The 11241-nt window shown below is 72.9% G+C and carries 11 protein-coding genes; 8 read left to right on the top strand and 3 right to left on the bottom strand.

What is annotated here, in order from left to right; all coding sequences use genetic code 11:
• Positions 1–36: 36 nt before the first annotated feature.
• A complete protein-coding gene (gene glgX, locus IE305_RS17260; RefSeq protein ID WP_190130497.1) occupies positions 37–2319 on the bottom strand; it encodes a glycogen debranching protein GlgX in 2283 nt (760 codons plus the stop codon).
• A 184-nt stretch (positions 2320–2503) separates the two neighbouring features.
• On the opposite strand from glgX, the gene IE305_RS17255 reads away from it, so the two are divergent.
• The 7 genes from IE305_RS17255 (at position 2504) to cutA (ending at position 8257) form a co-directional block, all read left to right on the top strand.
• Positions 2504–3775, top strand: a complete 1272-nt coding sequence (locus IE305_RS17255) for a L,D-transpeptidase (protein ID WP_229891106.1) — start codon at positions 2504–2506, stop codon at positions 3773–3775.
• Positions 3776–3988: 213 nt separating this feature from the next.
• Complete coding sequence (locus tag IE305_RS17250; RefSeq protein WP_190130495.1) at positions 3989–5191, top strand: L,D-transpeptidase; 1203 nt, start codon at positions 3989–3991, stop codon at positions 5189–5191.
• A 93-nt stretch (positions 5192–5284) separates the two neighbouring features.
• Positions 5285–6052, top strand: a complete 768-nt coding sequence (locus IE305_RS17245) for an enoyl-CoA hydratase/isomerase family protein (protein WP_190130494.1) — start codon at positions 5285–5287, stop codon at positions 6050–6052.
• 278 nt (positions 6053–6330) lie between these two features.
• On the top strand, positions 6331–6834 hold the full coding sequence (locus tag IE305_RS17240; protein WP_190130493.1) for an ATP-binding protein: 504 nt from the start codon (positions 6331–6333) through the stop codon (positions 6832–6834).
• 245 nt (positions 6835–7079) lie between these two features.
• Positions 7080–7580: an N-acetylmuramoyl-L-alanine amidase gene (locus tag IE305_RS17235; RefSeq protein ID WP_229891102.1), complete on the top strand. Its 501-nt coding sequence runs from the start codon at positions 7080–7082 to the stop codon at positions 7578–7580.
• Positions 7581–7622: 42 nt separating this feature from the next.
• Positions 7623–7841 carry an EF-hand domain-containing protein gene (locus tag IE305_RS17230; RefSeq protein WP_190130491.1) on the top strand — a complete coding sequence of 73 codons (219 nt, stop codon included), beginning with the start codon at positions 7623–7625 and terminating at the stop codon, positions 7839–7841.
• Positions 7842–7948: 107 nt separating this feature from the next.
• A complete protein-coding gene (gene cutA / locus IE305_RS17225; RefSeq protein ID WP_229891135.1) occupies positions 7949–8257 on the top strand; it encodes a divalent-cation tolerance protein CutA in 309 nt (102 codons plus the stop codon).
• Positions 8258–8266: 9 nt separating this feature from the next.
• On the opposite strand, the gene IE305_RS17220 is transcribed toward cutA, so the two are convergent.
• Positions 8267–8521 carry a hypothetical protein gene (locus IE305_RS17220; RefSeq protein ID WP_190130489.1) on the bottom strand — a complete coding sequence of 85 codons (255 nt, stop codon included), beginning with the start codon at positions 8519–8521 and terminating at the stop codon, positions 8267–8269.
• 201 nt (positions 8522–8722) lie between these two features.
• Between IE305_RS17220 and IE305_RS17215 the strand changes: the two genes are divergently transcribed.
• Positions 8723–9763, top strand: coding sequence for a trypsin-like serine peptidase (locus tag IE305_RS17215; RefSeq protein WP_190130488.1), 1041 nt, complete (start codon positions 8723–8725; stop codon positions 9761–9763).
• A 76-nt stretch (positions 9764–9839) separates the two neighbouring features.
• Here the strand turns inward: IE305_RS17215 and IE305_RS17210 are convergent, their stop codons facing one another.
• Positions 9840–11222, bottom strand: coding sequence for an L-serine ammonia-lyase (locus IE305_RS17210; RefSeq protein ID WP_190130487.1), 1383 nt, complete (start codon positions 11220–11222; stop codon positions 9840–9842).
• Between the last annotated feature and the right edge of the window lie 19 nt (positions 11223–11241).

Below are 11241 nucleotides of genomic sequence, written 5' to 3'. Positions count from 1 at the left end.
CATCCGTATTCGGCATTCCGTTCAGGGGCGGACCGCTCAGGGGCCGGGGGAGAGGGGTGCGGAGCCCTCCCTCTCCGGCACCACCCGCCACAGCAGCACCGAGCGCCCCCGCACCGATATCCGGCTCCCACCGTCCCGGTGCAGGTCGGGGGCGGTGCTCTGGTCCTCCAGGGCGGTGTTGGCCAGTAACGCGTACGACCGGGCCCACGGCGGTCCGGGCAGGGTGAAGCGCAGGGCGCGCGCACCAGCGTGCAGGATCAGCAGGAAGCTCTCACCGGTGACCGGCGCGCCCCCCGGCTCCCCGGCCGGGACCTCCGGCCCGGAGAGGTACAGCCCGAGCGTGGCCGAGGGCGCATACCAGTCGGCCTCCGTCATCTCCGTACCGCCCGGCGTGAACCAGGCCAGGTCGCGCAGCCCGCTGCCCTCGCGCGGCAGGCCGGAGAAGAAGGAGGGGCTGCGCAGCGCCGGATGGGCGCGGCGCAGCGCCACCAGGCGGGCGCACAGGGCGGCCACGCCGCGCCAGCCCGGGTCGTCCAGCAGCGACCAGTCGACCCAGCCGGTCTCGTTGTCCTGGCAGTAGGCGTTGTTGTTGCCGCGCTGGGTGCGGCCCATCTCGTCGCCCGCGACAAGCATCGGCACGCCCGCCGACAGCAGCAGCGTCGTCAGCAGGTTGCGCACCTGCCGCCGGCGCAGCGCCCGGACGCGCAGGTCGGCCGTCTCGCCCTCGGTGCCGCAGTTCCACGAGCGGTTGTCGTCGGCGCCGTCGCGGTTGCCCTCGCCGTTGGCCTCGTTGTGCTTGCGTTCGTAGCTGACCAGGTCGCGCAGGGTGAAGCCGTCGTGCGCGGTGACGTAGTTGACGGAGGCCCAGGGGCGCCGGCCGTCGCGGGCGTAGAGGTCGCTGGAGCCGGACAGCCGGTAGCCGAGGTCGCGCAGGTCCGGCAGGGCGCCGCGCCAGAAGTCGCGCACCGCGTCGCGGTAGCGGTCGTTCCACTCGCTCCACGGGGGCGGGAAGGCCCCGGCGCGGTAGCCGCCGGGGCCCACGTCCCAGGGCTCGGCGATCAGTTTGACCCGGCGCAGCACGGGGTCCTGGGCGACGGTGGCGAGGAACGGCGAGAGCATGTCCACGTCGTGCGTGGCGGTGCGGGCCAGGGCGGCGGCGAGGTCGAAGCGGAAGCCGTCGACGCCCATCTCGGTCACCCAGTAGCGCAGCGAGTCGGTGACGAGGCGGAGTGCGGCGGGCCGGACGACGTTCAGGGTGTTGCCGCAGCCGGTGTGGTCGGCGTAGCGGCGCGGGTCGTCCTGCAGCCGGTAGTAGTGGCGGTTGTCGATGCCGCGCAGGGAGAGGGTGGGGCCGAGTTCGCCGCCCTCGGCGGTGTGGTTGTAGACGACGTCGAGGAGCACCTCGATGCCGGCCGCGTGCAGGGCGCGGACCATTCGTTTGAACTCGCCCACCTGCTGGCCGCGGGTGCCGCCGGCGGCGTAGCCGGCGTGCGGCGCGAACCAGGCGACGCTGTTGTACCCCCAGTAGTTGCGCAGGCCGCGCCGCAGCAGGTGGTCCTCGTGCGCGAACTGATGCACCGGCAGCAGTTCGACCGCCGTGACACCGAGTCGCGTCAGGTGCTCCAGCGCGGCGGGGTGGGCCAGCCCGGCGTACGTTCCGCGCAGCTGTTCGGGTATGCCGGGGTGACGCATGGTGAAGCCGCGCACGTGCAGTTCGTAGAGGACCGACTCGGGCCAGGGCGTGCCGGGGCGGTGGTCGTCGGACCAGTCGTCGTCATCGTGGACCACCACGCCCTTGGGCACGTACGGCGCGGAGTCCCGCTCGTCGCGGACCGTGTCGGCGACGTGCTGCTGCGGCCAGTCGCGCACGTGCCCGTACACGTGCGGCGGCAGCGAGAAGTCCCCGTCCACGGCGCGCGCGTACGGGTCGAGGAGCAGCTTGGCCGGGTTCCAGCGGGCGCCGGTCCAGGGGTCCCAGCGGCCGTGCACGCGGTAGCCGTAGCGGTGGCCGGGCAGGACGCCGGGGACGAAGCCGTGCCAGGTGCCGTGCGCGCCGGCGGTCAGCGGCAGCCGGGTCTCCCGCAGCGCGTCGCCGCCCCCGCCCTCCTCGAACAGGCAGAGCTCCACGGCCTCGGCACCGCCGGCCCACAGCGCGAAACGGGTGCCGGGCGTGCCGTCCGGGCCGGTGGCGAAGCGGGCGCCGAGCGGTTCGGGCGCGCCCGGCAGCACGGAGCGCGGCCCGGCCGGCTCCGGGGGCGCCGGCCGGACGGCCGCGGAGGGGGCCCGCCGGCGGGCCTCGTGCTCGGGTGCGCTCGGCATGCTGGGCCTCCGGCGGCTCGCGGGCGGCGCGCCGGGACGGCCCGGCCGTCCCGGGACCGGGGCGCCCGGCGTGGGTCCTTCTCCCCGTTCTTCCCAGATCCACGCATGCGCTCACACGTGTGATCGGGGTCAGCAAGCGAGTGCCGCTTCGTTTCCCCGGCGGCCGCCGGTCGTTGGGCCGGGTGTGACTCCTGTTCTCCCGCGTGCGCTGCGCCGGCTGGCCCTGCTGGTGTCGCTGGCCGCGCTCGCCGGGTGCACCCACGTCGCCGCCCCGGACCGGCCCGCCACCGCGCTGATGGACGACGCCCGCCCGGCGAGCGACCTCATCCAGGTGGTGCCCCGGGACCGGGCGCGCGGCGTGCCGGCGGACGGCCGGCTGGAGGTGCGGTCGTCGCGCGGGGTGCTGGAGCGGGTACGGGTGTCCGAGTACCGCGCCGACGGCATCCGGCGCACCGTCAGCGGCCGTATCCAGTCCGGCGGTCACACCTGGCGGCCGGCCGGCGGGCGGCTGGACCTGGCCGCGCACTACACGGTGGACGCCGTCGCACGGGACGGCTCCGGGCGCCGCACGGTGCGGCACACCGGCTTCAGTACGTACGTGCCCGAACACCGGTTCATCGGTTCCTTCTCGCCCGAGGCCGGTTCCACCGTCGGCACCGGCATGATCGTGTCGTTCGGCTTCAGCCGCCCCGTCGCCGACCGGGCAGCCGTCGAGCGCGCCATCCGCGTCACCGCGCAGCCGGCGCAGCGCGTGGCCGCGCACTGGTTCGGGCCCACCCGGCTGGACTTCCGGCCGCGCACGTACTGGCTGCCGGGCACGGTGGTGACGATGGACCTGCGGCTGCGGGACGTGCGGTCGGCGCCCGGTGTCTACGGGCTCCAGCGCAAGACGGTGCGGTTCACCGTGGGGCGCAGCCAGGTCAGCACGGTGGACGCGGCGCGGCACACGATGACCGTGGTGCGCGACGGCCGGCCGGTGGCCACCGTGCCCATCACGGCGGGCCGGCCCGGCAGCGAGACGTACGGCGGCAAACTGGTCATCAGCGAGAAGTTCCCCATGACCCGGATGAACGGTGACACCGTCGGCTTCGGGGGCGAGTACGACATCTCGGACGTACCGCACGCGATGCGGCTCACCGCCTCCGGCACCTTCCTGCACGGCAACTACTGGGCGGAGCCCGACGTCTTCGGCACCCGCAACACCAGCCACGGCTGCATCGGGCTGCCGGACGTGCGCGGCGGCGGGGAGACGACGCCCGCCGGCCGGTTCTACGCCTCCTCGCTGCTGGGCGACGTGGTCGAGGTGGTGGGCTCCGGCGAGCCGGCGCCGGCCCCCGACAACGGCCTGAGCGGCTGGAACCTGACGTGGGAGCAGTGGCTGGCGGGGTCCGCGCTGCGGGGCGCCGGCGGCGGACCGGCAGGGGCCTCCGGGCACCTGCCGGGCGGCCGGGTTTGACCTGGCCGGAATCAGCCGCTTCACTTCGGTCACCGCCTTCACCACAGGCGCACGGCTCTGCATCACCGCCCCCGTTTGGGACCGAATGGTGACAATCCCGAGGTCAGCGATGTCGGTGGCGTGTGGTTATCTATCGATCGAGGCGTGCTCGGCACGCCACGGGGGCGCCGCGTGGCCGCGGGCCGTGCGAGGGGAGAAGAACCGTTGTCGAAGGTGCAGCCGATATCCGGGAGCCGGGCCCGCCGTGGGCTGTCCGCCCTGCTGCTCGGTGCCGCGCTGACGCTTGTCGTCAGCGCCTGTGACGGGGGCTCGGGCGGCGGCAAGGACGCCAAGGCCGACGGCCCGTCCCAGGCCGTGGTGGACATCGCGCCGGGCGACGGCTCGAAGGACGTGCAGACCAGCGGCGCCCTCAAGGTGACCGCCAAGAACGGCAAGCTGACGTCGGTGAAGGTGGCCGACGACAAGGGCCACCAGATCGACGGGAAGATCAGCGGCGACGGCTCCACGTGGGAGCCGGCGACCCACCTGGGCGCGTCCACCAAGTACGCGGTCGACGCCCTCGCCAAGGACGACAAGGGCCGCACGGCCGCCAAGCACGCGGCGTTCACCACCCTCACCCCCGAGAACACGTTCGTCGGCTACTTCACGCCGGAGGACGGCAGCACGGTGGGCGTGGGCATGCCCGTGTCGCTCAATTTCAGCCGGGGCATCGAGAACCCCCAGGCCGTCCAGCGCGCCATCAAGGTGACCGCCGAGCCGGCCGTGGAGATCAAGGGCCACTGGTTCGGCAACGACCGCCTGGACTTCCGCCCCGAGCAGTACTGGAAGCCGGGCACCAAGGTCACCATGACCATGAACCTCGACGGCGTCGAGGGCCGCAAGGGCGTCTACGGCACGCAGAACAAGACGGTGAAGTTCACCATCGGCCGCAGCCAGGTCAGCACGGTGGACGCCGCGTCCCACCAGATGACCGTCGAGCGCGACGGCAAGGTCCTCAAGACCATCCCGATCTCCGCGGGCGCCCCGGGCCACTCCACGTACAACGGCCAGATGGTCATCAGCGAGAAGTACGAAGTGACCCGCATGGACGGCCGCACGGTCGGCTTCGGCGGCGAGTACGACATCCCGGACGTGCCGCACGCCATGCGCCTGTCCAACTCGGGCACCTTCCTGCACGGCAACTACTGGTCGGGCGAGGGCACGTTCGGCTCCGAGAACGTCAGCCACGGCTGCGTCGGCCTGTACGACCAGCGCGGCGGCGGCGACAACGGCACGCCGGCGGCCTGGTTCTTCAACAACTCCCTCCTCGGCGACGTGGTCGTGGTGAAGAACTCCAAGGACAAGGTCATCGACCCGTCCAACGGCCTCAACGGCTGGAACATGTCCTGGGCGGACTGGGGGAAGAGCGAGGGCTGACGCCTCGTACGCCCCCCTGCGGCCCGGTGCCGTTCGGTCCCTGTGACCGAGCGCACCGGGCCGCAGGCCGTTAACGAGGGCTAACCTGCTGCCATGACTGTGCATCTAGAGGTCGCCGAGGGCGTGGGGACCGTCCGTCTGGACCGCCCCCCGATGAACGCGCTGGACATCGCCACCCAGGACCGGTTGCTGGAGGTGGCCGGGGAGCTGACCCGCCGCACCGACGTGCGGGCCGTCGTGCTGTGGGGCGGGGAGAAGGTGTTCGCCGCCGGCGCGGACATCAAGGAGATGCGGGAGATGGACCACGCCGCCATGGTGGCGCGGTCCCGCGGCCTCCAGGACGCCTTCACGGCCGTGGCCCGCATCCCCAAGCCCGTCGTCGCCGCCGTCACCGGCTACGCGCTCGGCGGCGGCTGCGAGCTGGCCCTGTGCGCCGACTACCGGATCGCCGCGGACAACGCCAAGCTGGGCCAGCCGGAGATCCTGCTCGGCCTCATCCCGGGCGCGGGCGGCACCCAGCGGCTGTCCCGGCTGATCGGCCCCTCCAAGGCCAAGGACCTCATCTTCACGGGCCGTCAGGTCAAGGCCGACGAGGCGCTCGCCCTCGGCCTGGTCGACCGCGTGGTGCCCGCCGCCGAGGTGTACGCGGCCGCGCACGCCTGGGCCGCGAAGCTGGCCGCCGGTCCCGCCATCGCGCTGCGCGCCGCCAAGGAGGCCGTGGACGCGGGTCTGGAGACCGACATCGACACCGGCCTCGCCATCGAGCGCAACTGGTTCGCGGGGCTGTTCGCCACCGAGGACCGCGAGATCGGGATGCGGAGCTTCGTGGAGGACGGCCCGGGTAAGGCCAAGTTCGTCTGACCCGGGACGGTTTGACGGCGGACGCCCGGAGCCCGTCGTTCCGGCGATTGCCCCGTGTGGGGGAATTCCGCCGGGCGTCCGCCACCCTTCGCCCGGGCCCCGCCGGCACTCCCCGCGATCTTCTGGGCAGGGGCTGTCGCCGCAGGTCACCTCGGGTCCCGCCGGAGGCATCGAGCCGCTGGCATATGACTCCACGGGGGTCCGGCGGGGCTCCGACGGCCGTGTCCAATCCCGGCGTTCGGCTCCGGGGCGCCGTTCCTGCGGCCATCATGGGGGGCATGGCGGGCCTGGAGGGAACGGAGCAGCCGCGGCAGCGGGCCGGCACGACCACTGTGTCGCCGGCCGCGACGGTTGAGGACGAGCTGGTGCTCGAGGCGTTCGGCATGTTCGGCGATCCCACGGCCGGCGAAGTGGAGCTCCCCTCGCGGCCCGAGTCGGCCGCGGCCGCCCGCCGGATGACCGAGATCGTGCTCTCGCGCCACTGGGGGCTGCCCGAGCCGCTCACGGAGTGCGTGGTGCTGCTGGTCTCGGAGCTCGTCGGGAACGCCGTGCGGCACACCGGCGCGCGCTGCTTCGGGCTGCGGATGCACCGGCGCCGCGGCCGGCTGCGGATCGAGGTGCGGGACCCCTCGCGGGGGCTGCCGTGCCTGCTGCCGGTGCGGGAGCTGGACACCAACGGGCGCGGCCTGTTCCTGGTCGACAAGCTCTCCGACCGGTGGGGCGTGGACCTGCTGGCGCGGGGGAAGACCACCTGGTTCGAGATGCGGGTGGCCGAGCGCTGACCGCGGATGCGCGCAGGCCCCCGTTCGCGTCGGAGTGCGACGAGCCGGGGGCCGTGCGGAGGCCGCGGGCAGGGGTGGGGTGTGGCCCGCGGCGAGGTCGGCCCGAGCCCGGGTCAATGGGAGGCCGTGGGTCGACTATGACACGGAGAGTGCCCTCCGGCCAAAAGAAGACCTCGCCATTCAAAGGTGACGTCAGCCACGGGCCTTGAATTCCATGAATAGAACCCACGGTAGGGCTTATGTTTATGCGTGATCCTTGGAACCTGTCACTCCCCGCGCACCCCGCCAACTACACCGTCGCCGACCGCCCGGCCTCCCACCCCGTCCGGTACGTGGTGATCCACCTGACCGAGGAGACCTTCGCCGACACCACGCGCATCTTCCAGGACCCCGCCTCCCGCGTCTCGGCCCACTACCTGGTCGCCTCCGCCACCGGCGAGGTCGCCCGCCTCGTGGCCGAGAAGGACATCGCCTGGCACGCCGGCAACTGGGAGTACAACACCCACAGCATCGGCATCGAGCACGAAGGCTGGCCCGCCCGCCCCGAGTTCCTCACCGACGCCCTCTACCGCGCCTCCGCCCGCCTCACCGCCGCCGTCTGCGCCCGGCACGGCATCCCGGCCGACCGCGAGCACGTCATCGGCCACAGCGAAGTGCCCGGCGCCACCCACACCGACCCCGGCCCGCACTGGGACTGGAACCGTTACCTGCGCCTGGTGACTCTGTGCAGGAGGACCGGCGGCTAATCTTTGCCGGTCCCATCCACGACACACAGGGGAGGCCCCACCATGGCCGGAATCAACGAGGCCGAGGCCCGCACGGCGTTCGACCGCTTCGACGCCAACGGCGACGGTTTCATCACCGCCACCGAGTACAAGAGCGCGATGGCGCAGCTCGGCGACCACTTCGTCACGGAGACCATGGCCCAGGCCATCATCGACGAGCGCGACCTGGACGGCGACCGCCTGCTGTCCTTCGAGGAGTTCTGGACCTACCTCAACCGCTGACCCGGGGCCGCCGGTGCTCCGGTACGGTCGGCACCATGCCGGAGCACGAGTACGACGCCGTCCAGGACCCCTCCGCCGCGACGACGGCGAGCAGGGTGATCACGGTGATGACGACGACGGACGGCGAGGAGCACGCCCGTCACCTGGCGGCCACGGCCGTCGAACGCCGCCTCGCCGCCTGCGCCCAGATCGACGGACCCGTCACCAGCGTCTACCGCTGGGAGGGCGAGGTCCGCGCCGACCAGGAGTGGCGCGTGCTGTACAAGACGACGGCGGACCGCTGCGCGGCCCTGGAGGCCCACGTCCGGGCCGAGCACACCTACGACGTGCCCGAGGTCATCGCCCTGCCCGTGACGGCGGGCAGCGACGCGTACCTGGCCTGGGTGCGCGAGGAGACCCGGGAGCCCGGCGCCTGAGCCGTCCGCTCAGCCCTCGGGGTCGCCGCCGTGCCGCATGTTCTCCTGCGCCTCGCGGACGCGCTCGGGCGTCCAGTGGCGCGCCACGTCGTCCGGGCCGCCCGGCGCCACCTGCGTGACGGGGGCGTCCGGCGGAGGCTGTTGGGGCGTCGTGCCGCCGCGCCACAGGGCGGCGGTGACGGTCGCGGCCACCGCGGTCACGCCGGCCAGCGCCAGCACCGCCCGCCGCGTCCGCCGCGAGCTCCGGGACACCGTCCTCGTCATCCCGATCACCTGTCCTCCCCGCCGCTGCCCGCACCGGCCGGCGCGGGACGGCACACGCCGCCACCGTAGCAACGCCCCGCCACCCGGGCCGGGCCCGCCGCCGGGAACCGGCCAATGCGGGCCGAAGCCTTTCTTCCCCCTTCCGCCCCCTGCTGTCATCGCTCGCATCCCAGCAGAACAGCAGGCAAGGGGGGAAACGGGGTGACCACACGCTTCACGACGGCCGTGGCCGCGGCCGGCGCGCTGATGTGCGCGCTGAGCGTCCCGGCCGTGACGGCGCAGGCCGCGACGCCCGGTCCGATGGACGCGAACACGGCCTCCACGGCGGTGCAGCACAGCGCATCGGGCGACGCCTCGCAGGACCCGGCGGCGGTGTTACGCCACTGGACGCCCGAACGGATGAGAGCGGCCCGGCCGATGACGCCGCCGGCGGCGGGCAAGGAGCGCACGGCCGAGCCGCAGTCGCACCGGCTGCCGGCCCGCAGCGCGCCCGGCTCGGCACCCGCCGCGGCCACGAAGGGCGGCGCGGCACCGGACGCCGCGCTCGCCGACATCCCGCGCTCGCAGGTGTGGACGGCGCACGGGCGCATGCCGGCCACCACGATCGGCAAGCTGTACTTCACCACGCCCAAGGGCGGCAGCGAGTGCACCGCCACCGTCGTCAACACGCCGAACAAGTCCGTCATCTGGACGGCGGGCCACTGCGTGAGCGACGGCAACAAGCACTGGTACACCAACTTCCAGTTCGTGCCGGACTACCACGACAACCAGCGCCCGCTCGGCGCCTGGTCGTGGAAGTCGGTCACCACGCCCAAGGGCTGGCACGAGAAGCGGAACTTCGACTACGACCTGGCCGTCATCACCCTCTGGCCGCAGAACGGCCGCAAGGTGGCCGACGTGACGGGCTCGCAGGGCTACAAGTTCAACGGCGGCTACGCCTGGCAGGCCCACGAGTTCGGCTACCCGTACCGCACCCACCCGGCCCGCGGCGGCATCAACGGCCAGCAGCTGCGCTACTGCACGGGGAAGACCTGGCGCACGGGCAACCTCCAGGCCATCCACTGCGACCAGGGCGGCGGCGCCAGCGGCGGCCCCTGGCTGGACGACCTCCAGACGTCCCGCGGCTGGGGCTACATGGTGGGCAACGTCAGCCACCACCTGACGGAGTCCTCCGACGAGGAACGCAGCCCGCACTTCGGTGACGCGGCCGTCAAGGCGTACGACAACGAGAAGAACCGCTGACCCACGCGGCGGGGAAACACACCGGCCGCCGGCACCCCACGGGGTACCGGCGGCCGGTGGCCGTCTCAACGGACGATCAGCACTCGATGACGTTGACCGCGAGACCGCCGCGGGCCGTCTCCTTGTACTTGACCTTCATGTCCGCGCCCGTCTCCTTCATGGTCTTGATGACCTTGTCGAGGGAGACGTGGTGCCGGCCGTCGCCGCGCAGGGCCATGCGGGCGGCGGTGACGGCCTTGGCGGCGGCCATGCCGTTGCGCTCGATGCAGGGGATCTGCACCAGGCCGCCGACCGGGTCGCAGGTCAGGCCGAGGTTGTGCTCCATGCCGATCTCCGCGGCGTTCTCGACCTGCTCCGGGGTGCCGCCGAGGACCTCGGCGAGGCCGCCGGAGGCCATCGAGCAGGCGGAGCCGACCTCGCCCTGGCAGCCGACCTCGGCGCCGGAGATCGAGGCGTTCTCCTTGAAGAGCATGCCGATGGCGCCCGCGGCGAGCAGGAAGCGGACCACGCCCTCCTCGTCGGCGCCCGGCACGAAGTTCATGTAGTAGTGCAGCACGGCCGGGATGATGCCCGCGGCGCCGTTGGTGGGGGCGGTGACGACCCGGCCGCCGGCGGCGTTCTCCTCGTTGACGGCCATGGCGTAGACCGTGATCCACTCCATCGCGCGGGCCTGCGCGTCGCCCTCGGCACGCAGCTGGCGGGCGGTGCTGGCGGCCCGGCGGCGGACCTTCAGGCCGCCCGGCAGGATGCCCTCGCGGGACATGCCGCGCGCCACGCAGCCCTGCATCACGCGCCAGATCTCCAGGAGGCCCTCACGGATCTCCGTCTCCGTGCGCCACGCCTTCTCGTTCTCCATCATCATCGCGGAGATCGACAGGCCGGACTCGCGGGACATGCGCAGCAGCTCGTCACCGGTGCGGAAGGGGTACTTCAGCACCGTGTCGTCCAGGACGATCCGGTCCGCGCCCACCGCGTCCTCGTCGACGACGAAGCCGCCGCCGACCGAGTAGTAGGTCTTCTCCAGCAGCGGGGCGCCCGACTCGTCGTACGCGAAGAGCGTCATGCCGTTGGCGTGGTACGGCAGGGCGCGGCGGCGGTGCAGGATCAGCTGGGACGACTCGTCGAAGTCGATCTCGTGCGCCGAGCCTATTTCGGCGCCGAGCAGCCGCAGCCGCTTGGTCGTGCGGATGCGCTCGACCTCGTCGTCGGCGGTCTCGACGTCGACGGTGCGGGGCGAGTGGCCCTCCAGGCCGAGCAGGACGGCCTTGGGGGTGCCGTGGCCGTGGCCGGTGGCGCCCAGGGAACCGAAGAGCTCGGCGCGGACGGCCGTGGTCTGGGCCAGCAGCCCGTCCTTCTTCAGGCGGCCCACGAACATCCGGGCGGCGCGCATGGGGCCGACCGTGTGGGAGCTGGACGGGCCTATGCCGATCGAGAAGAGATCGAAAACGGAGATGGCCACAGTGGCTGCTCCCTGTCTG

The organism is Streptomyces mashuensis, assembly GCF_014654785.1.
In the GTDB taxonomy this organism is placed as follows: domain Bacteria; phylum Actinomycetota; class Actinomycetes; order Streptomycetales; family Streptomycetaceae; genus Streptomyces; species Streptomyces mashuensis.
This window is presented reverse-complemented; position numbering and strand designations above follow the sequence as displayed.